The following is a 21,365-nucleotide window of genomic DNA, read 5'->3' as shown; positions in this document are numbered from 1 at the left end:
CGCTGGCCGGCAACCTCATACGCTCCAATTGCCGGCCAGCGGCCGGCACTACCATTCACGCTTCGCGGACCAGAGCCCCATCACGCAACCGGTACTGCGCATCGACCACGCCTTCGGGCAGGTCGTCGTGGGTGATCATCAACAGGCTGCGCCCGTCCAGCAACCCGGAAAGGTCCTGCAGCAGCGCACGTGCGGTATCCACGTCCAGGCCTTCGGTCGGTTCGTCCAGCAGCAGGATCGGCGCATTGCGCAGCAGCGCGCGCGCCAGTGCCAACCGCCGCGCCTGGCCGGCCGACATCGTCGCGCCGTTCTCGCCCACCCAGGTCTGCAGGCCACCATTGTTCCCGGCCCAGTCGCCCAGGCGCACCCGACGCAGCACCGCCCACAACGCTGCGTCGCTGGCATCGGGATCACCCAACCGCAGGTTTTCTGCCACGCTGCCGGCAAACACCGGTGCGTTCTGTGGCAGCCACGCCAGTTGCTGGTGCCACTCAGCCTGGGCGAAGTCGCGCAGGTCGCGGCCACCATAGGTGATTCGCCCCTGCTGCGGATCCCACAGCCGCAGCAGCAGGCTGGACAGCGTGGTCTTGCCACTGCCGCTGTCGCCGCGGATGGCGATGCGTTCGCCTGGCGCCAGGGTCAGCTGGAGGCCGGACAGCACCGGCCGCGCCGCGCCCGGCCACTGGAAATGCACATCGTCCCAATGCACGCGCGCGGCTTGCGGCACCGGCTGTGGCACTTGCGGATCGTCCACCGTCGGCGGTTGCTCGATGATCGCCTGCAGGCGATCGGCGGCAATGCGCCCGGACTGCAGCGACTGCCAGGCCAGGCCCATGCCGGCCCACAGCTCGATCAACGCCACGGTCAGGAACACGAGGCCCGCCGCCATTTCCGGCGCGATGCGCTGCTGTTCGGCGGCGTGCAGGGCCAACGCCAGCATCGCCACCAGGCCCAGCCCGGCCACCAGGCCGTGCAGGGTCGAGGCCGCGATCAGGCGCCAACGGCGGCGGCGGTCGCGCGAGGCGAGCTGCTTGGCTGCCACGCGCACCTTCAGCTGCCACGCGGCATCGGCATGCAGCGCGGTCAGATCTCCCGCCCCTTCCAACCCTTCAAAGGCCGCGGTGCGCAATGCGGCGCGATGCGCGGCGCGGTCGGCTTCTTCCTCATCGTGGCCACGCACGCCCAGCCACGGCACACCGAAGGCGATCAGCAGCGCCAGCACCGCCAGCAGCACTGCCGCCGACGGCAGGATCAGTGCCGCCGATGCAACCGCCACCACGGACAGCGCACCCAGCGCCACCAGCGGCCCGATCGCCCGTACCAGCAGGCCATCCACCTCGCCGATGTCGCCCAGCAGGCGCGCCAGCAGCTCGCCAGTGCGCGTAGCACCCAGCCGTGCCGGCGCCAGTGGCAGCGCGCGGCGGAAGAACCAGACGCGCAGATCGCGGGCGATGCGCAGGGTGGCATCGTGGCCCACCAGCTTTTCGAAGTAGCGCGACACGATGCGCGCCATGGTCAAGCCACGGATACCCGCGGACGGCGAGAAGAAATTGAATCCCTGCCCCAGGCCTGCGGCACCGGCCAGCGCGGCCGCAGTGAGGAAGCCACCGGACAGGCCCAGCAATGCAGTGCCGGCCAGCATCGTGGTCCACAACAACAGGATCGTCAGCAACAGGCGCGGACGATGACGCAGGAACACCGCGCGCAGCGAATCGGGCGAACGGCTCATGCGCGCACCGCCTGTGCCGGTTCCACCAGGCGGCCTTCCGGCAACAGCAGGCAACGATCGGCCCAGGCGATCACCGCCGGGCTGTGGGTGGCGACCACCACGCTGCGGCCACGTGCATATGCGGCCAGGCTGCGCAGCAATGCCGCTTCGGTATCGGCATCCAGGAACGCGGTGGGTTCATCCAGCAGCAGCACCTGCGGATCACGCAGCAGGAGGCGGGCCAGGCCGATGCGACGCGCCTCACCACCGGACAGGCCGAAGCCACGTTCGCCGATCACCGTATCCAGCCCCTGCGGCAGGCGCTGCGCAAACTGCAGTACCTGCGAAGCCTCGGCCACCGCGCGCAGGCGCGCATCGCTGGCGCCGGGATCGGCCAGGCGCAGGTTGTCGGCGATGCTGCCGTGGAACAGGTACGGACGCTGGCTGGCATAGGCCACCTGCACGCCGGGACGCACCTGCAGCTTGCCGGCACGCGGCGGCAGCCAACCGGCCAGCGCCTCCAGCAGCGTACTCTTGCCGGCCCCGCTGGGACCGACCAGGGCCAGGCGCTGGCCCGGTTCCAGCAGCACGTCCAGATCCCGCAGCACATCGTGCGGTGCGCCCAGCGGACGCAGCACCAGCCCCTGTGCCCGCAGCGGCGGCAGCGCGGCCTCAGCCGGTTCCACCGCCAGTGGCGCAGCTTCGTTCTCGATCAGGCCCTGCTCATCGGGCAGCGACTGCAGCAGGCGCTCCACCTCGGCAGCGGCAGCCAGCGCATTGGCACGGTCGTGGTAGTGCGCGGCCAGCCGTCGCAGCGGCGCATAGAATTCCGGCGCCAGCAGCAGGCAGAACAGGCCCGCCCCCAGCGTCGGTACCGCTGCATGCAGCGACATCATGCCCAGATAGCTCAGCCCGAGGTACAGGGCGACCATCGCCACGCTGACCGAGGCAAAGAACTCCAGCACCGTGGACGAGAGGAAAGCGATGCGCAGAACCTTCAGGGTGCGCACGCGTACGCCTTCGGCAGCCGCCTCGATCCCCTCCAGCTCAGCCTCGCCGCGGCCATACAGGCGCAGCAGGCCCAGGCCCTTGATGCGGTCGGCGAAATGGCCGCTCATCCGCGCCAGCTCACCCAGCTGCGCGCGGCCGGCCGCTTCGGCCCCCCAGCCCACCAGCATCATGAAGAACGGTACCAACGGCGCAGTGAGCAGCAGGATCAGCGCCACCACCCAGTCGACCCAGGCTACGGCGGCCAGGATCAGCAGCGGCACCACCACCACTTCGGTGCGTACCGGCAGGAAACCGCTGTAATAGCTCTCGATCGCATCAGCGTGATGCAGCATCAGTTCGCCCAGTTCGCCGGTGCGGCGCTGGCGCAGCCACAGCGGCCCATGGCCAAGCAGGCGCCCGAACACGCGTTCACGCAGAGCCAGCCGCGCGGCATCGGCCACATCACCGGCGGCGGCCTGGGTGGCGCTGCCCAGCAGCGTGCGCGCCACCAGGATCGCCGCCAGACCGCCCAGCACCGGCAACCCCGAGGCCAGCGGCGCGCGCTCCACCAGCACCTGCTGTACCAGCCAGGCGATGGCGGCCGCCTGGCCGATCAACAGGGCACCGGACAGGCTGATGCACAGTGCCGCCAGCCGCTGGCGGCCTCGAGCAGGCCGCGCCAGATCGGCCAGCCACGCGCTGCGGGCGCGCCGCTGGCGGGTCGTTTCGGCGTCCCGGGACAGGGCGTCGGGGGTTGTTTCGGCAGCGCTCAAGGGGTCTTCACGGGCAACGGGGGAGACACGGCATTGTAGGCGCAGGCAATGGCCGGCCTCTGCGGCCAGCGGTCGCAGTCTTCATCGGGTTGGCATACGATCAACCGGGGCACCTGTTCATACATTGATCTGGATCAAGGCTGTTTGAAGTAGTCGGTCACATCATTCACGTCGTAGACCACCCTTCCCGCCACCTGCAACGGCACTATCCAACGAGGTAGCCAGGCCATGATTGATCAGACAGTCGTAGAACTGTCGCGGCTGCAATTCGCGCTGACCGCGATGTACCACTTCCTATTCGTACCGCTCACCCTCGGCCTGTCCTTCATGGTGGCCATCATGGAGAGCGTGTACGTGATGACCGGCAAGGAGATCTGGCGCAGGATGACCCTGTTCTGGGGCGTCCTGTTCGGCATCAACTTCGCCATGGGCGTCGCCACCGGCATCGTCATGGAATTCCAGTTCGGCATGAACTGGTCCTACTACAGCCACTACGTCGGTGACATCTTCGGTGCGCCGCTGGCGATCGAAGGCCTGATGGCCTTCTTCCTGGAAGCCACCTTCGTCGGCCTGTTCTTCTTCGGCTGGAGCCGCCTGAGCAAGGTCAAGCACCTGATGGTGACCTGGCTGATGGCACTGGGTACCAACCTGTCGGCGATCTGGATCCTGGTCGCCAACGGCTGGATGCAGAACCCGACCGGTGCGGTGTTCAACCCGGAAACCATGCGCATGGAAGTGGTCGACTTCATGGCGGTGGTGTTCAACCCGGTGGCGCAGGCCAAGTTCGTGCACACCGTCAGCGCCGGTTATGTGACCGGTGCGGTGTTCGTGATGGCGATCAGCGCCCTGTTCCTGCTGCGCAACAAGCACAAGGACCTGGCCCGTCGTTCGTTCGCGGTGGCCGCAGCGTTCGGCCTGCTGTCCTCGCTGTCGGTGGTGGTGCTGGGTGACGAGAGCGGTTACGCCGCCAGCGAACACCAGAAGATGAAGCTGGCCGCGATCGAAGCGATGTGGGAGACCGAACGTGCGCCGGCCGACTTCACCGCCTTCGGCATCCCGAACCAGGACACCCACCAGAACGACTACGCGGTGAAGATCCCCTACCTGATGGGCCTGATCGCCACCCGTTCGTTGAACCAGCCGATTCCAGGCATCCTGGAACTGGTCGAGCGCGCCGAACACCGCGTGCGCGGCGGCCAGCTCGCCTACGGCGCGCTGGAACGCCTGCGTGCGAACAAGAATGACGTGGAAGCGCGCGAGATGTTCGACCGCCACTGGCAGGACCTGGGCCACGGCCTGCTGCTCAAGCGCTATCGCGATGACATCCTCAACGCCACCCCGCAGGAAATCTCGCAGGCGGCGATGGACACGGTGCCGCGCGTGATGCCGCTGTTCTGGACCTTCCGCGTGATGGCCGGCCTGGGCTTCTACCTGATCGCCTTCTTCGCGCTGGCCTTCTACTACTCGTGCCGCAACAACTTCCAGGACAAGCGCTGGTTCCTCAAGCTGGCCCTGTGGACGCTGCCGGCACCGTGGATCGCGATCGAGTGCGGCTGGTTCGTGGCCGAGTATGGTCGCCAGCCGTGGGCGGTCGATGGCGTGCTGCCGACCTTCTATGCGGCATCGGGTCTGGCGCTGCATGAAATCGTGCTGACCCTGGCCGGCTTCACCGCGATCTACACCGCGCTGATCGTGGTCGAGATCAAGCTGATGCTCAAGGCGATCCGCAAGGGGCCGGACGAACTGCTGCCGTCGCTGCAGTCGCCCCAGCCGCATGCTTCCCACATTGCCTCGGCGCCGGCCGCCGGCCAGGCCTGAGGCAGGAGAACCAAGATGGATTTCATTCTTCTGGACTACACCACGCTGCGCGTGATCTGGTGGCTGCTGCTCGGCATCCTGCTGATCGGTTTCGCCGTGATGGATGGTTTCGACCTGGGCGTGGGCACCCTGCTGCCCTTCGTCGCCCGCACTGATGCCGAACGCCGCCGGGTGATCAACACCATCGGCCCGGTCTGGGAAGGCAACCAGGTGTGGCTGATCCTGGGTGGCGGCGCGATCTTCGCCGCCTGGCCGCCACTGTATGCGGTCAGCTTCTCCGGGTTCTACCTGGCGATGTTCGTGATCCTGTTCGCCCTGATCCTGCGTCCGGTCGGCTTCAAGTTCCGCAGCAAGATGCCCAGCGAACGCTGGCGCAACACCTGGGACTGGGCGCTGTTCATCGGTGGCTTCATCCCGGCGCTGATCATGGGCGTGGCGGTCGGCAACGTGCTGCTGGGCGTGCCGTTCCATTTCGATGACAGCATGCGCATCTTCTACACCGGCTCGTTCTTCGGCCTGCTGATGCCCTTCGCGCTGCTGGCCGGCCTGCTCAGCGTGTCGATGCTGGTCGCCCACGGTGCCGCCATGCTGGTGCTGAAGACCGACGGCCCGGTGGCCGAGCGTGCGGCCCGCTTCGGCAGCATCGCGGCAATCATCGCCTTCGTGCTGTTCGCAGTGGGTGGCGCCTGGGTGGCCTTCGGCCTGCCGGGTTACCAGATCACCTCGCAGGTGGTTACCGATGGCGCCACCAATCCGTTGCTGAAGACCGCCGAACTCGGCGCCGCCGGTGGCTGGATGCGCAACTACAGCGCGATGCCGGCCACGATCCTGGCCCCGCTGCTCGGCCTGGCGGGTCTGCTGGCCAGTGCGGTGCTGCTGCGTGCCCGTCGTGGTGGCCTGGCCTTCATCGCCTCCGGTGCGGCCATCGCCGGCATCATCCTGACCGTCGGCTTCGCCATCTTCCCGTTCCTGCTGCCGTCCTCGAGCCAGCCCACCTCCAGCCTGACCGTGTGGGATGCCTCGTCCAGCCACCTGACCCTGTGGATCATGCTGCTGGCCACGGCGGTGTTCCTGCCGATCATCCTCGCCTACACCACCTGGGTGTACCGCGTACTGAAGGGCAAGACCACCACCGAAGAGATGGGCAACAACCCCAACGCGTATTGATTGCTTGCACGTGTGCCGACCAACGGTCGGCACCTACCCGGAATGAAGGAGACTGATCATGTGGTATTTCGCCTGGATTCTCGGTGCCGGCCTCGCCTCGACAGTGGCCATCCTCAACGGCATGTGGTTCGAAGCCCGCGAGCAGAACCGTATCGAGAAAGAAAATCGTCGCTGAGCTGTAAAAAAACCTTGCCGCCTTGGCCTTCACACGGTATCTTAGGCGGCTCCTTCGGGGTGTAGCTCAGTCTGGTAGAGCGCTACGTTCGGGACGTAGAGGTCGCAGGTTCGAATCCTGTCTCCCCGACCACTCACGTGGTCGCATAGAAGCCTGGTGAAGTCATCCAGGCTTTTTTGTTCCCTGAGGTGGCACTGCTTCGGCGGTGTGAAGAAACCAGCATTTACCCCTTGCCGCCATCGGGGTGAATCGCTAGAATAGGCGGCTCCCTTCGGGGTGTAGCTCAGTCTGGTAGAGCGCTACGTTCGGGACGTAGAGGTCGCAGGTTCGAATCCTGTCTCCCCGACCACTTCGGTGGTCACCAAGAAGCCTGGAAGACATCACTGTCCTCCGGGTTTTTTTGTACCCCGCGCCAGGCCGCCCGCATGACGGGACCTTGCCGGAGCGCACACGTACAATGGCCGCGCTGCCGGCCCACCTCCCCCACCTGCCGCTTCGGCGTAGACCGATGCCGGCGCTGCATGCCATTGCCGCGGCGTGCGACACCTGCAAGGACCACCGATGAGTTCCTCCACTTCCGATTCGCCGTCGCTGCTGCACGGGCGCGTGCTGGCTTTCGCCGCCATCCTGCTGGCAGCGATCAACCTGCGCACCGCAGTCACGTCGATCACGCCCCTGCTGGACGTGCTCGGCGAGCAGTTCGGCTTCGGTACCACCATGACCGGCGTGCTGGGCATGCTGCCGACCGCCTCGTTCGCGCTGTTCGGCGTGGCCACGCCGGCACTGGCGCGGCGCCTGGGCCTGGAACGCACGACGCTGCTGGCGATGCTGATGGCGATGGCCGGCCTGCTGCTGCGCTCCAGCGCCGGCAACGTCGGCAGCCTGCTGCTGGGCTCGGTAATCGCGCTGGCCGGCATGGGCATCGGCAACGTGGTGGTGCCGCCGCTGGTGAAGCGTTACTTCGCCAACAAGGTCGGCACCATGAGCACGCTCTACATAAGCGTGCTGCAGCTGGGCACGATGCTGCCGGCGCTGCTGGCAGTACCGGTGGCCAACGCTGCAGGCTGGCGGGTGTCGCTGGGCATGTGGGCGCTGCTTGCACTGGCCGCCGCGCTGCCATGGCTGGTGCTGGCCAGGCGCGCACCGAAGCCGCTGGCCGACGCCGCCGATCCCACCGCGCAGCCGCACGGAAAGGTCTGGCGTACGTCGCTGGGCTGGAGCATGACGCTGATGTTCGGCATGACGTCACTGATGACCTATTCGATGTTCACCTGGCTGCCGCGCATCGTGGTCGAGGCCGGTGGCACGCCTGCGTTCGGTGGCGTGATGGTAGCGGTGTTCTCGGCACTGGGCCTGCTGCCGTCACTGGTCATTCCGTCGATGGCGGTACGCATGCAGAACCCGTTCCCGCTGGTGCTGATCGGCTTCTTCTCGTTCGTGATCGCCTTCACCGGGCTGCTGCTGGCGCCGATGAAGGCTCCCCTGCTGTGGGCCTGCCTGCTCGGCGTCGGCCCGTCCACCTTCCCGCTGGCGCTGACCCTGATCAACCTGCGCACCCGCACCCCGGCCGGCTCGGCCGCGCTGTCGGGCTTCATGCAGGGTGTGGGCTACAGCTTCAGCTGCCTGGGCCCGTTCCTGGTCGGCTGGCTGCATACCGTCAGCAATGGCTGGATGCTCCCGTTCAGCTTCCTGTTCGGCTGCGCCACCCTGATGCTCTGCGCCTCGTGGGTCGCCTGCAAGCCCCGCAAGCTGGAAGACCTCTGGTAGCCCGGCCGGGGCCGCCAGACGGCCCCGCCTACCGCTCGTCAGACACCGGGCGATCTTGACGCCGAACTGACAATTCCGGGCGGATAGTGCCCACGAATGCCCTTTCCTGCCGCGTGCCGGCATCGGGCATGGGGGCGGCAGCGCCGCCCAGGCCACCACTCGGTGTGCGGGGGACTCTCGTTTCAGACAAGACATTGCAGGTCGCTGTCCGGGTTGTATCCGTCTTCGCTGGGCGGGAATGCACGAAGGGAGTGACGCGGGCCACGGCCACGCCAAACACTGGCATGTGATTTGCGTCACATTTTCACGGGTTGTCTGGTTAGGAAGCCAAGGGGGTCCCCAATGGTTGTCCACCGCCGGCTGGCGCTCTGCGTCGGCCTCGCATGCACCGCTCTGGCCTGGGCCAGCAGCGCGGCTCCGTCCGACCGCGACGCGGCCCTGGCCGAGATCGGCCGCTATCGCGACCAGGCCCGCTGGCTGGATGCGCTCGGCGCAATCGAGCGCGCCAGCCAGCAGCAGCCCAACGACGATCTGCTGTTCAAGCTGCGCGTGCTGACCCTGGGCGACATCGGCAATGCCTGGCGCGCCTGGGAGCTGTACCAGCAGCGGCCGCAGCTGTTCGACGAGGCCCAGAAGCAGCGCCTGGAAGGCGACTACCTGGCCAAACTCGTGGTCTGGAGCCTGGCCTACAGCAGCAGCGAGGACAGCCGCCTGGAAGAAGCCGAATCGACCCTGGCGCGCATGCAGCGCTACCTCGGCGGCGAAGGCACCCCGCCCTCGCAGGCCCCACTGCGGATCCGCATGGACCGGCTGATCCTGCTCAACCGGCTGGGCCGCCATGCGCAGGTCCGCGAGGAAGCACGAGCCCTGCAGGCCGAAGGCCACACCCTGCCCGACTACGTGCTGCCTGCCGTGGGCGATTCGTTGATGGGCACCCTGCACCCGGAAGAAGCCATTCCGGTACTGCAGGCGGCCGTCGCCGGCGATCCGGCGCGCGACGCCTCGCATTCGGAACTGGCCTACGCCTACCTGGAAAGCGAGCAGCAGGAAAAGGCGATCGACCTGCTGCAGGCATGGCGCGACAAGGAGCCTGCGTGGCGCTGGAGCAATGGCAAATCACCGTACGCGAACTGGTCACGCTACGAGGCCGATCTCAACCTGGCGATGGTGCGCGCTTACAGCGGCGACCTGGTCACTGCGCAGCACGATCTGGAGTCGATGGTGGACATCGCACCCGGCAACGGAGGACTGCAGAGTGCGCTGGGCAGCGTCTACATGATGCGCGGCTGGCCACGCAGGGCGCTGCAGCGACAGCAGATGGCACACGCGCTGGACCCGCGTGACATCGAACCTCGGCTGGGCATGGAAGAGGCCTACGTCGCCCTGCAGCGCGACGACCTGGCGCGTCCGCTGCACGATGACCTGGTTGCACGCTATCCCACCCAACCGGCAGTCGAACGCATGGGCCAGGCGTGGCGTGCGCATCGCGGCTGGCAGCTGAAGGCATGGACCGACATCGGCCGCAGCTCCGGTGGCGGTGGCACCTCGCCACTGGGCAACAACGATCGCCACTACGGTGTGGAAGTGGAGACACCGATCCTTGATGACCGCTGGCGGTTGTTCGCCCTGGCCGACCGGCGCTCGACCGATTTCCAGGACCAGCGCATCGATCCCCTGTGGCTGGGTGCGGGCGTGCGCTACCGCTTCGGGCAGCTGGATGCGGAAGCGGCCGTCCTGCGCGCCAACGACCACATCGGCGATACCGGCCTGCGGGTCGGCGTCGGCTGGCAGTTCAACGATTACTGGCACGCCGGGCTGGTGGCCGCGCGCAATGATCCGGAAGCCTCGATGCAGGCGCGCGCGGCCGGCATCACCGCCGACAGCGTGAGCGCACAGGTGGACTACCGGCGCAGCGAGCTCACCCACTGGGCGTTCGGCGCCAGCCGCTTCCGTTACGACGATGGCAACCACCGCGAACTGTTCAGCATCAGCATTGAACAACGCCTGCTGACCCGCCCGCGCTGGCTGATCGATGGCCTGGGCAGTGCCTACACCAGCCGCGGCAGCCGCGACGATGCACCCTACTTCAACCCGAAGCGCGACCGCATGGTCGAGATCGGGCTGCGCATCGACCAGCAGCTGTGGCGGCACTACGAGCGCCACTTCCGGCATCGCCTGACCGTCTCGCTGGGTGACTACTGGCAGGACGGTTTCGGCAGTGCGCTGGTGCCGACGGTGTCCTACATGCACGAGTGGCAGCTGGGTCCGGGCCGCGTGCTCGAATACGGCGTGCGCTGGTCGCGACCGGTCTACGACGGGCATCGCGAACGTCATATCGGCTTCGAAGCCGCACTGCGCTGGGGAGACTGACATGGCCTGCTTCCTGCGACTGATCGTGCTCCTGCTGCTGGCCATTACGCCACCGGCCTTGGCGCAGCAGGCCGCGCATCTCGATGCAATCGACAATGGCCTGCTGATCCTCAGTTACCACGACATCCGCGACCAGGTCGCGGCCAAGGGCGATGCCGATACCTATGCGGTGAGCACGCAGAACTTCGCCGCACACCTGGACTGGCTCGGCGCGCATGGTTATCACCCGGTCTCGCTGTCGCAGGTGATCGATGCCTCGCAGGGGCGGGCCACGCTGCCGCCCAAGCCTGTGCTGCTGACCTTCGATGACGGCCTGCGCAGCGTCTACGACAAGGCCTTCCCATTGCTGCAGGCCTACCGCTACCCGGCGCTGGTGGCGGTGATCACCGATTACGTGGACATGGCTCCGGGCCGCACCATCGACTACGGCTACCGCCCGTTCGGCCGCGATGACTTCGTCACCTGGGCGCAGCTGAAGCAGATGCACGACAGCGGCCTGATCGAAGTGGCCAGCCACACCGACGACCTGCACCACGGCGTGCTGGCCAATCCACAGGGCAATTCAACGCCCGCCGTGGTCACCCGCATCTACAGCCCGGCCACGCACAGGTACGAGACTGAAACGCAGTATGAGCAGCGCCTGCGCGCCGATCTCTCGCGCAGCGTGCAGCGCATCGAGCAGCACCTGGGCGTGCGCCCGCGCGCCATCGTCTGGCCGTACGCCGCCTACAACCAGTTGAGCAACGACATCGCCGAACAGCTGGGCATGCCGGTGTCCTTCGATCTGGAGGGCCGCAGCACGCCGGTGGCCAGCGACCTGCATGGCCTGGCGCGCTTCCTGGTCAGCGACAACCCGACCGTGGAAGGACTGGCCTACGAGCTGCGCCGCGATGTCGCGCTCGATGGCATCCGTGCCCTGCAGATCGACCTGGATGATGTCTACGACGCAGACCCGGCGCAGCAGGCACGCAACCTCGATGCGCTGGTCGAACGGGTCAAGCGCATCGCGCCGACGCACGTCTACCTGCAGGCCTTCGCCGATCCCGACGGCAACAACACTGCCGATGCGCTGTACTTCCCAAACCGGCACATGCCGATGCGTGCGGACCTGTTCAGCCGCGTTGCCTGGCAGCTGAAATCCCGCGCCGGCGTGAAGGTCTACGCATGGCTGCCGGTGCTTGGCTTCGAGCTGCCCGACCCGGCGCAGCGCAAGGCGCTGGCGATCCGCAACGGCGATCCCGATGGCATGTACCGGTTGGACTTCACCACCCCGAAGGCCCGCCAGATCATGCTCGACATCTACGAGGACCTGGCGGTCAATTCCTACTTTGAAGGCCTGCTGTTCCATGACGACGGCTACCTGCGCGACACCGAGCTGCCGGCACTGGCAGCCGGCGGCGATGGCAGCGCGCGTACCCGGGCGCTGATCGACTTCACCCTGGCCCTGCGCAACAGCGCGCAGCGCTGGCGGCCGAAGCTGGCAACGGTGCGCAACCTGTATGCCGAGCCGGTGCTGCGGCCGCAGAGCGAAGCCTGGTTCGCGCAGCGCCTGGACCTGTTCAACAAGGCGTATGACCAGACTGCGCTGATGGCGATGCCGTGGATGGAAGGCAGCAAGCACCCCGAGCGCTGGCTGGATCAGCTGCTGGCCGCAGTACGCGCACACGACCCGCAGCTGCAGCACACCCTGTTCGAGCTGCAGACCGTCGATTGGCGCAACGGGCAACCGATTCCTGCCGAGCGCCTGCGCGCACAGATCCGCCAATTGCAGGCACAGGGCGTGCACCACTTCGCCTGGTACCCCGACGACTTCATCGCCGACCAGCCCTCCACCCGCGATGCCCGCGCGGCGATGTCCGCCGGCACCTTCCCGTACCCGGAGAAGTGATATGGACATGCATCCGCTGCTGCAGGTCCTGTTCCAGTTCGCCTTCTACTACCCGATGGTGATGGCGTTCTTCTGGATGTCGGGCGGCCTCTATTACTACTATCGGCGCGAACGCCACTCGCGGCCGCGCAACGACCCTCCATTGATGGTCGATCCCCCCTTCGCGAGCCTGCTGGTGCCCTGCCACAACGAAGCAGACAACCTGGATGACACACTCACTGCGGCGCTGGCCCAGCGTTACCCCGCCGACTACGAAGTGATCGCCATCGATGATGGCAGCAGCGATGACACCGGCGCGCGGCTGGACGTACTGGCGGCAAAGCACCCGCGGCTGCGCGTATTGCACCTGGACCGTAACCTGGGCAAGGCCAATGCGCTGCGCATGGGCGCACTGGCCGCTCGCTCGGAGTACCTGGTGTGCATCGACGGCGATGCAATGCTGGAGGAACATGCGCTGCACTGGATGGTCTGGCACCTGGTCAGCGGCAACCGGGTCGGTGCAGTCACCGGCAACCCGCGCATCCGCAACCGGTCCACCCTGCTCGGCCGCCTGCAGGTGGCCGAGTTTTCCTCGATCATCGGCATGATCAAGCGCGCGCAGCGCGTATACGGGCGCATCTTCACCATCTCCGGGGTGATCGCCGGCTTCCGCCGTACCGCCCTGCACCAGGTGGGCTGGTGGTCGGATGACATGGTGACCGAGGACATCGACATCAGCTGGCGCCTGCAGCGCGCGCACTGGGACATCCGCTACGAACCCAATGCGCTGTGCTTCATCCTGATGCCGGAGACCCTCAAGGGCCTGTGGCGGCAGCGCCTGCGCTGGGCCCAGGGCGGCGTGGAGGTGATGCTGCGTCACGCGCGCTCGCTGCTGCACTGGAAAGAGCGGCGCATGTGGGGCGTGCTGCTGGAGTACGTGCTGAGCGTGATCTGGGCCTACACCATGTTGTTCATCGTGCTGCTGTGGGCACTGGGCAAGTTCATCGAGCTGCCGCCGCAGCTGCATATCGCCAGCCTGCTGCCGCAGTGGCATGGCGTGATCCTGGCGCTGGTCTGCCTGCTGCAGTTCGCCAGCAGCCTGATCATCGACCGGCGTTACGAAACACAGATTGGACGCAACTATTTCTGGGTCATCTGGTACCCGATGGCGTACTGGCTGATCAGCCTTTCCACCACCCTGGTGGCGCTGCCGAAGACACTGCTGCGCCGTCGCAGCAAGCGCGCCACCTGGACCAGCCCTGACCGGGGGATCCGATGAACGCGCAACGCCCGTCCAACCGCTTCGACTCACGGATGATCCGCAAGCCACACCGCCAGCCGCGCTTCCAGCGCACCGCCTGGGGATTCGTCACCCTGGCGTTCTGGGGCTTCTACTTCTACCTGTGGGCGCCCCTGGTGACCCTGTTCTCGTGGTTGGTCGGCGGCCAGCTGGCCTGGCAGCAGCTGTACGAACGGCAAAGCCAGTTCGATCCCTACGTGCTGGTGGCATTGCCGCTGATGCTGTTGTGCGCCAGCGTGCTGCTGATCGGCTGGGCCGAGTACAACCGTGCCCGCTTCCGTGGCCGCGAGCGCCGCCTGCCGCGGCCACTGGCCAGCCTCAACGAAGTGGCCGCCGTTTTGGGGGCCAGCACCGGGCTGGCCGAACGCCTGATGGGCTGCAAGGCCGCCACGCTGCACATGGATGATCACGCACGCCCGGTCGGCATCCGCCGCGAGGTGGTGTAGCCCGACAGCCTGGTGGGTGCTGACCTTGGTCGGCACCGGGGTCTGCTGCGAAGAACATCCACGCATGGCGTGGATCCACTTATGTGCGCGTCTGTCCTTCGCCACGCACCACGAAACGTTCGACAGTGAGCGCTTCCAGACCCATCGGGCCATAGGCATGCAGGCGCGTGGTGGAAATGCCGATTTCGCTGCCCAGGCCCAGCTGGCCACCATCGGAGAAGCGCGATGAGGCATTGACCATCACCACCGCCGAACGCAGCGCAGTAACGAAACGCTCGGCATGGCCGGCGTCTGCGGTCGCGATCACTTCGGTGTGGTCGGAGGTATAGCGGCGGATGTGCGCGATGGCCGCATCGAGGTCGTCCACCACGCGCACGGCCAGCACAAGGTCGAGGAACTCGGCAGCGTAGTCCTCCTCGGTCGCCGCCGTGCTGCCCGGCAGCAGCGGCTGCGCCTGCGCATCGGCGCGCAACTGCACGCCACGCTGGCCGAGCGCCTGCGCCACGCGCGGCAGGAACGAATCGGCTACGTCACGGTGTACCAGCAGTGTCTCCAGCGAATTGCAGGCGGCTGGCCGGCTGCACTTGCCATCCACCAGCAGGTCGATGGCCTTGCCCAGGTCGGCGCTGGCGTCCACGAACAGATGGCAAACACCCTTGTAGTGCTTGATCACCGGTACCCGCGCATGCTCGGCAACGAAACGGATCAGGCCTTCGCCACCGCGCGGGATCGCCAGGTCGATCAGCTCATGCAGCTGCAGCAGTTCCAGCATCGCCTCACGGCGCAGGTCGGTCAGCACGGTCACGGCGGCCGGCGGTACGCCGTTGGCCTTCAACGCACCGGCGAGTGCCTGCGCGATCGCGGTGTTGGAGTGAATTGCCTCGGAACCACCGCGCAGGATCACGCCGTTACCCGCCTTCAGGCACAGCGCCGCGGCTTCGGCGGTCACGTTCGGGCGCGCCTCGTAGATCATCGCGATCACGCCCAGCGGCACGCGCACCTTCTGCACGCGGATGCCGTTCGGGCGCACGTCATCGCGGGTGACCTCGCCGACAGGATCTGGCAATCCGGCCACTTCGCGCACGGCTTCGGCCATCGCGAACAGGCGCGGCGGGTCCAGTGCCAGACGATCGAGCATGGCGCTGCCCACGCCCTTCGCGCGCGCGGCGGCGAGGTCACGTGCATTGCCGGCCAGGATCAACCCGGCATTCACTTCCAGCGCCTGTGCCATCGCCAGCAGCAGCGTGCATCGCGCCGCGCCGTCGAGGCCGGCAACGATCTGCGCCGCATCACGGCAGGCACGCGCCTGCGCTTCGATCTCGCTCATCGGGGTGTCCTTCAATCCGGTCATGGCAGCACCAGGTCGTCGCGATGGACGACGCTGCCGCCGTAGTTGTAGCCGAGCACGGCCTGGATGTCGCGCGAATGGTGGCCGGCAATCCGGCGTACGTCGTCGGCAGCATACTGGCTGACGCCGCGGGCCACGCAGACACGGCCCTGCGGCGCGTTCCAGCACACCTGTACCATGTCGCCGCGGCGGAACACGCCCTCTGCACCGGTGATGCCACCGGGCAGCAGCGAGGCGCCCTTCTCGCGCATCGCCTGTGCCGCACCGGCATCGATGACGATCACGCCCTCGGCCAGCGGTGCATGCCGCAGCCAGTGCTTGCGGGCGGCCTCGCGGCTGCGTGCGGCATGGATGCGGGTGCCGAACAGGCGGTCCTGCGCCAACGCGCGCACCACGTCACCGCTGCGGCCATTGAACAGATAGGTTTCGATGCCCAGGCGCCCGGCCTTCGCCGCCGCCTCCAGCTTGGTACGCATGCCGCCGGTACCGGCGCGCGAGCCGGCGCCGCCCGCCATCGCCAGCACCTCGTCACTCAGTTCCGGCACGTCGTGCAACGGCCGCGCATCGGCCACGGTGCGCGGGTCGGCGCTGTACAGGCCATCGATGTCGGTGGCGATGAACAGCGCATCGGCGTCGACCAGCGCCGCCACGGTAGCAGCCAGGTTGTCGTTGTCGCCGAGCTTGAGCTCATCCACCGACACGGTGTCGTTCTCGTTGACCACCGGCAATGCGCCCAGGCGCAACAGTTCACTCAACGTGGCGCGTGCATTGAGGTAGCGGCGGCGGTTGCGCAGGTCGTCATGGGTCAGCAGCACCTGCGCCACCGGGCGCTCGAAGAAGCGCTGCCAGAGCCCGATCAGCTGGGCCTGGCCAAGTGCCGCCAGGGCCTGCCGCGCCGCCATCGCTGCGCCCGGTTCATCGGCGCGCGGCAGGATCGCGCGCCCGGCAGCGACCGCGCCGGAGGAGACGATCACCACCTCGCGCCCAGCCAAGAGATTGGCCGAGACGAACTGGGCCAGGCCCAGCGCGTGGCGTGGCGACAGGCCGCCGCCATCAGCTGCCAGCAGGCTGCTGCCAACCTTGAGCACCGCACGCCGCCACGGCGGCAGCGCTTGTTCGGGGAACGGCGAGGCGACGTGGGCAGCGTGCTGGATCATCGGTCAGGCTCTCAGCGGGTGTTCCATTCGTGCACGGTCAGGTCGGAGGCCTGCATCGTCACCAGCGGGTCGGTGGCGACGATGGCCTGTGCCTGCGCCAGGCTGTCCACGTTGCACAGCACGTAGGCGCCACCGCTGCCATCGGCGAAGCCACCGGTCAGCTGCAGCTTGCCCTGCGCCTGCAACGCATCGAGGAAATCGCGATGCGGCTGCACCGCTGCATCGTTGAAGCCCGGCCGGCGCATCGCCAGCACCAGATACACCGTGGCCGCCATCAGGACAACGCCTGCCAGCGCGCGCGCAGTTCGTCCAGGCGCAGGTCAGCGGCCGCGCCCGGCGATACACGCGCGGCCAGGCTGCCCTCCGGCGTGCGTCCCTGCCCTGCACTGTCGGCACCGGCCGCAGCGGCCTTGTAGGCCTCGCGGAACGGTACGCCAGCCACGGCCGCCTCCACGGCGACGTCGGTGGCATACATGCCCGAATCAATCGCCGCGCGCAGCCTGTCGTCACGCCATTCCAGATTGGCCAGCAGCGCCGGCAGCAGTTCCAGCGCGGCCAGGCCACGGCCGAAGCCGTGGAAGATGGCACCCTTGGACGACTGCAGGTCGCGATGGTAGCCGGAAGGCAGCGACAGCAGCTGCTCGATCTCGGTGCGCGCGGCGGCGACGCTGGCGTGGGTGGCGCGCATCAGCTCGATCACATCCGGATTGCGCTTGTTGGGCATGATCGAACTGCCGGTGGTGTACTGCGCCGGCAGCGCGACGAAGCCGAACTCGGCGCTGGTGAACAGCGACAGGTCCCAGGCGATGCGGCGCAGGTCCAGCGTAGCGCCACCGAGTGCTTCCAGCGCGGCCAGCTCGAACTTGCCGCGCGACAGCTGTGCGTAGATCGGCGAGATCTGCATGCGCGCGAAACCGAGCGCCGCCGTGGTGTGTTCGCGGTCCAGCGGAAGGTTCACCCCGTAGCCGGCGGCGGTGCCGAGCGGATTGGCGTCGACCAGCGCATGGGTGTCACGGGCGCGGATGGCGTTGTCGATGAAGGCCTCGGCCCATCCGGCCCACCACATGCCTGCCGAGGACACCACCGCACGCTGGATGTGGGTATAGCCGGGAATCGGCAGGTCCTTCTCGGCCTGCGCGCGGTCCAGCGCGACCTTGGCTACGTCGGCGCTGAGCTGCGTCACGCGCTGCAGCTTCTCCTTCAGCCACAGGCGGGTGGCCACCAGGATCTGGTCGTTGCGGCTGCGGCCTGTGTGGATCTTGCGGCCGGCATCGCCGAGGCGTTCGGTAAGGCGTGCTTCGATGGCCGAGTGGCCATCTTCGTACTGCGTGTCCAGCACGAAGCGGCCTTCGCGGAAGTCCTGCGCCAGCACGTCCAGTTCGCGCAGCAGGCCGGCCAGCTCATCGGCGCTGAGGATGCCGATGTGCTGCAGGCCCTGCGCATGCGCGGCGCTGGCGGCAATGTCGTGCAGGAAGAACTCGCGGTCGAGGATCACATCGTCGCCGGCGAGAAAGGTCTGGATCTGGGCGTCGACGGCGACGCCGGGCTTCTGCCAAAGAAGGTCTGCCATGGGGGCTCCGGAAGGCGGGTTCAGTGCGGGATCGACGTCAGTTCGTCGATGCCCAGGGCGAGGTTGAGGTTCTGCATGGCCTGGGTGGCTGCGCCCTTCAGCAGGTTGTCCAGGGTTGCCACCACGACCACGCGCTTGCCGCCCGGCGCGAGCGTGAAGCCACCGACCTGGGCACCGTGGCGGCCGGCGATGCGGCTGACCCACGGCGCCTCGTCCACCACCTCGATCAGCGGTTCGCCGGCATAGGCCTGCTGGAAGCGTTCGACGATCTGCTCGCGGGTCTGCACGCGGTTCAGCCACAGGTTGGCGGTCAGCGTGATGCCACGGAAGTGCGGCGCGACGTGCGGCATGAATTCCACGGCCACGCCCAGCTGCACCGACACCTCGCGCTCGTGCACGTGATTGGTCAGCGCATACGGCATCAGATTGTCGGCCAGCAGTTCGACGTTGTTCTTGTCCGACGGCGTAGTACCGGCACCGGAGTATCCGGACACACCGAAGCACTGCGGCGGACCCGCCAGCAGGTCCAGCAGCGGATGCACCGCCAGCTGCATCGCCGTGGCATAGCAGCCCGGGTTGCTGATGTGTTTCTGTCCGTTGTAGCGGCCGCGGGTCAGCTCCGGCAAGCCGTAGTACCAGCTGTTGTCGAAGCGGTAGTCGGCCGAGAGGTCGACGATGACGGTGTCCGCCTTCGCCGCCTCCAGCGCGGCCACGAACGGCGCGGCCAGGCCGTTGGGCAGGGCCAGGATCACCGCGTCCACCCCCTTGGCCGCCACTGCATCGGCGTCCAGGTTTTCGTACTGCAGCTCGCCCTGGAATTCCGGGTGGTGGTCGGACAGGCGCTGCCCGGCGCGCTCGCGCGAAGAGACGAAGGCCAGCTTCAGCCGCGGGTGGGCGGCCACCAGCTTGATCAGCTCGGCGCCGGTATGGCCGCGGGCACCGACGATGCCCAGGGTAAAAGTCGAATCGTTCATGCGTGACTGTCCAGGCGGTACTGCAGGTGGCGCTTCACGCCCTGCCATTCCGCATCGATGATGGAGAAGATGACGGTGTCCCGCGGCGTGCCATCGGCATGCCGCTTGTGGTTACGCAGCACACCATCCTGCTTGGCGCCCAGGCGCGCGATCGCGGTGCGCGAGGTGACGTTGAACCAGCTGGTTTCCAGCACCACGCTGATGCAGCCCATGGCCTCGAAGGCGTGCTGCAGCAGCAACAGCTTGGCTTCGGTGTTGGCGCCGGTGCGCTGTACGCGCGGCGTGTACCAGGTGTAGCCGAGGCTGAGCCTGGGCACGCTGGCATCCATGTCGTAGAAGCGCGTGCTGCCGATGATGTCACCCGCCGCATCGCAGATCACGAACGGCAGCACCTTGCCTTCGGCCTGTGCCTGCAGCGCGGCCTGCACATAGGCCTCGGCCCGCTGCGGTGACGGTACCTGGGTGTACCAGAGCTGGTCCAGGCCGCTGCCTTCGAGGGCAGCGCGCAGGCCGGGGACATGCTCAAGCTGAAGCGGCTGCAGCGTCACATGCTGGCCGCGCAGGGTAGGCACCGTATTCCAAGCGTCAAGATTGGTCATCGCTCAGCCCTGCAGGCTCGGTGCGCGCTGCGCGCAATGATCGACGTAGGTCTTGATCCGGTCGATGCCATCGGCGCCGAACCAGAACACTTTCCAATGGTCCTGCTTGTAGCAGCCATCGGACTCGGCGTAGTAGAAGTGGTTGATCGGGTTGCCGTGGCGCGAGCGCCAGAACAGCTGCGGGGTCTCCTCCAGCATCACGTTCCAGACCGCACGCCCCAGGCCTTCACCCTGCGCGTCGTCGAGCACAGCGAACTTGTCCAGGTACACGCCTTCGGCCTCGTCGGTGAGGATCACCGCAGTGCGGTAGTTCTCGCTGACATAGGCACGCAGCAGCTTGGTCTTTTCGAAGTAGTCCGGCACCAGAGTGCGGCCGAAGCTGGATTCGATCAGGCCCTTCAGCCGCGGCAGGTCGAGCTCGTTCCAGGCGGTGGCGCGCAGCACTTTCTCACCCTTGCGCACCAGCGTGCCCGAGCCCTTGTGGGTGAACAGTTCCTTGGCCAGGTCGGCCGGACGCGTGATCGACACCGACGACTCCAGCGGCAGGCGGTCGAGCAGGTCCTTGATCTGTTCGATCTTCACCTTCATGCCGCCATGGATCCACGGCTGCGCGATCAGGTGATCGTATTCGGTGGACAGGTTGATCGAATCGATCACGTTGCCCGCCTCGTCCAGCAGGCCACCGGTGCCGGTCAGGAAGATGATCTTGTACGGCTGCAGTTCCTGCACCAGCTCGTTGGCGGCAAAGTCGGCGTTGACGTTGAGGATCTGGCCACCGGCGGTTTCACCCAGGCTGGTGATGACCGGGATCGAGCCGGCACGCAGGCTGGCCTCGATCGGTGCCAGGTTGACCTTCTTCACCTCGCCGACCAGGCCGTAGGTGTCCACGTCCAGGTACTCGGCCTCGAACACGCCACCGGTGATCGAGGTGGCACGTGCGCCGTTCTGCTGCAGCGCCTCGACCAGGCGCAGGTTGGACTGCTGGAACACCCGGCGCACGATCGCCAATGCTTCCGGCGACGTCACGCGCAGGCCGTTCACGGTCTGCTTCTCGATGCCGGCCGCCGACAGCTCGGCATCCAGCTGCGGGCCGGCGCCGTGCAGCACGATCGGGGTCAGCCCGACTTCCTGCAGGAACGACAGCGAAGAGGTCAGCGCGTCGAGATCGTCGCGCAGCACCGCGCCGCCGACCTTGACCACGGCGAAGCGCTTGGCGTCCAGCTGCGAGAAGCGCTTGAGGTACTGGCTGATCTCCTTCGCGCTGGCCATGCTGGAAAGCAGGCGCACGATGGTCTGGCGGGTCTGGCGGTGGGGCTGGAGGGCAGGAGACATTTCG

General features: G+C 67.2%; 17 protein-coding genes and 2 tRNA genes. 10 read left to right on the top strand and 9 right to left on the bottom strand.

What is annotated here, in order from left to right; genetic code table 11:
- Positions 1–55: 55 nt before the first annotated feature.
- Both cydC and cydD read right to left on the bottom strand, forming a co-directional pair.
- On the bottom strand, positions 56–1,729 hold the full coding sequence (gene cydC, locus KXV01_RS11500; RefSeq protein ID WP_263467805.1) for a thiol reductant ABC exporter subunit CydC: 1,674 nt from the start codon (positions 1,727–1,729) through the stop codon (positions 56–58).
- Positions 1,726–3,471 (bottom strand): thiol reductant ABC exporter subunit CydD, encoded by a 1,746-nt coding sequence (gene cydD / locus KXV01_RS11495; RefSeq protein ID WP_111097184.1) that lies wholly within the window; start codon positions 3,469–3,471, stop codon positions 1,726–1,728. Before cydD ends, cydC begins: the two co-directional genes overlap by 4 nt.
- A gap of 228 nt (positions 3,472–3,699) precedes the next feature.
- Between cydD and KXV01_RS11490 the strand changes: the two genes are divergently transcribed.
- The 10 genes from KXV01_RS11490 (at position 3,700) to pgaD (ending at position 14,381) form a co-directional block, all read left to right on the top strand.
- Positions 3,700–5,289 carry a cytochrome ubiquinol oxidase subunit I gene (locus KXV01_RS11490; protein ID WP_049411667.1) on the top strand — a complete coding sequence of 530 codons (1,590 nt, stop codon included), beginning with the start codon at positions 3,700–3,702 and terminating at the stop codon, positions 5,287–5,289.
- A 15-nt stretch (positions 5,290–5,304) separates the two neighbouring features.
- Positions 5,305–6,456, top strand: coding sequence for a cytochrome d ubiquinol oxidase subunit II (gene cydB, locus KXV01_RS11485; protein ID WP_049411665.1), 1,152 nt, complete (start codon positions 5,305–5,307; stop codon positions 6,454–6,456).
- A gap of 58 nt (positions 6,457–6,514) precedes the next feature.
- A complete protein-coding gene (cydX, locus tag KXV01_RS11480; RefSeq protein ID WP_005410354.1) occupies positions 6,515–6,631 on the top strand; it encodes a cytochrome bd-I oxidase subunit CydX in 117 nt (38 codons plus the stop codon).
- A gap of 55 nt (positions 6,632–6,686) precedes the next feature.
- Positions 6,687–6,763 (top strand) — tRNA-Pro (locus tag KXV01_RS11475).
- Between the two features lie 140 nt (positions 6,764–6,903).
- Positions 6,904–6,980 (top strand) — tRNA-Pro (locus KXV01_RS11470).
- A gap of 212 nt (positions 6,981–7,192) precedes the next feature.
- The gene (locus KXV01_RS11465) at positions 7,193–8,398 is read left to right on the top strand and encodes an MFS transporter (RefSeq protein ID WP_049440863.1); all 1,206 of its coding nucleotides are present in this window, start codon (positions 7,193–7,195) and stop codon (positions 8,396–8,398) included.
- Positions 8,399–8,740: 342 nt separating this feature from the next.
- Positions 8,741–10,768 carry a poly-beta-1,6 N-acetyl-D-glucosamine export porin PgaA gene (pgaA, locus tag KXV01_RS11460; RefSeq protein ID WP_263467804.1) on the top strand — a complete coding sequence of 676 codons (2,028 nt, stop codon included), beginning with the start codon at positions 8,741–8,743 and terminating at the stop codon, positions 10,766–10,768.
- Between the two features lies 1 nt (position 10,769).
- On the top strand, positions 10,770–12,656 hold the full coding sequence (gene pgaB / locus KXV01_RS11455; RefSeq protein ID WP_099495875.1) for a poly-beta-1,6-N-acetyl-D-glucosamine N-deacetylase PgaB: 1,887 nt from the start codon (positions 10,770–10,772) through the stop codon (positions 12,654–12,656).
- Position 12,657: 1 nt separating this feature from the next.
- Complete coding sequence (pgaC, locus tag KXV01_RS11450; protein ID WP_099495874.1) at positions 12,658–13,914, top strand: poly-beta-1,6-N-acetyl-D-glucosamine synthase; 1,257 nt, start codon at positions 12,658–12,660, stop codon at positions 13,912–13,914.
- Positions 13,911–14,381: a poly-beta-1,6-N-acetyl-D-glucosamine biosynthesis protein PgaD gene (gene pgaD, locus KXV01_RS11445; RefSeq protein ID WP_263467803.1), complete on the top strand. Its 471-nt coding sequence runs from the start codon at positions 13,911–13,913 to the stop codon at positions 14,379–14,381. Before pgaC ends, pgaD begins: the two co-directional genes overlap by 4 nt.
- Before the next feature lie 79 nt (positions 14,382–14,460).
- Here pgaD and KXV01_RS11440 read toward each other — a convergent pair whose 3' ends face one another.
- From KXV01_RS11440 to KXV01_RS11410, 7 genes are read right to left on the bottom strand one after another with little or no spacing between them, the layout of a single operon-like run.
- On the bottom strand, positions 14,461–15,732 hold the full coding sequence (locus KXV01_RS11440; RefSeq protein WP_099487284.1) for a glutamate-5-semialdehyde dehydrogenase: 1,272 nt from the start codon (positions 15,730–15,732) through the stop codon (positions 14,461–14,463).
- Positions 15,729–16,886, bottom strand: coding sequence for a glutamate 5-kinase (gene proB / locus KXV01_RS11435; protein WP_049412630.1), 1,158 nt, complete (start codon positions 16,884–16,886; stop codon positions 15,729–15,731). The genes KXV01_RS11440 and proB overlap by 4 nt, the downstream gene beginning before the upstream one ends.
- A gap of 11 nt (positions 16,887–16,897) precedes the next feature.
- Positions 16,898–17,161, bottom strand: a complete 264-nt coding sequence (locus KXV01_RS11430; RefSeq protein WP_049412632.1) for a YciI family protein — start codon at positions 17,159–17,161, stop codon at positions 16,898–16,900.
- Positions 17,161–18,456, bottom strand: a complete 1,296-nt coding sequence (gene argH / locus KXV01_RS11425) for an argininosuccinate lyase (RefSeq protein WP_099495873.1) — start codon at positions 18,454–18,456, stop codon at positions 17,161–17,163. The genes KXV01_RS11430 and argH overlap by 1 nt, the downstream gene beginning before the upstream one ends.
- Positions 18,457–18,476: 20 nt before the next feature.
- On the bottom strand, positions 18,477–19,430 hold the full coding sequence (gene argC / locus KXV01_RS11420) for an N-acetyl-gamma-glutamyl-phosphate reductase (protein ID WP_049440379.1): 954 nt from the start codon (positions 19,428–19,430) through the stop codon (positions 18,477–18,479).
- On the bottom strand, positions 19,427–20,029 hold the full coding sequence (locus KXV01_RS11415) for a GNAT family protein (protein WP_099495872.1): 603 nt from the start codon (positions 20,027–20,029) through the stop codon (positions 19,427–19,429). Before KXV01_RS11415 ends, argC begins: the two co-directional genes overlap by 4 nt.
- Positions 20,030–20,032: 3 nt before the next feature.
- A complete protein-coding gene (locus tag KXV01_RS11410; RefSeq protein ID WP_099487286.1) occupies positions 20,033–21,361 on the bottom strand; it encodes an acetylglutamate kinase in 1,329 nt (442 codons plus the stop codon).
- Between the last annotated feature and the right edge of the window lie 4 nt (positions 21,362–21,365).

The organism is Stenotrophomonas sp. Ps181 (genome assembly GCF_025697425.1).
Classification (GTDB): Bacteria; Pseudomonadota; Gammaproteobacteria; order Xanthomonadales; family Xanthomonadaceae; genus Stenotrophomonas; species Stenotrophomonas sepilia.
The sequence above is the reverse complement of the archived record's forward strand: the minus strand, read 5'-3'. Positions and strand labels throughout refer to the sequence as shown.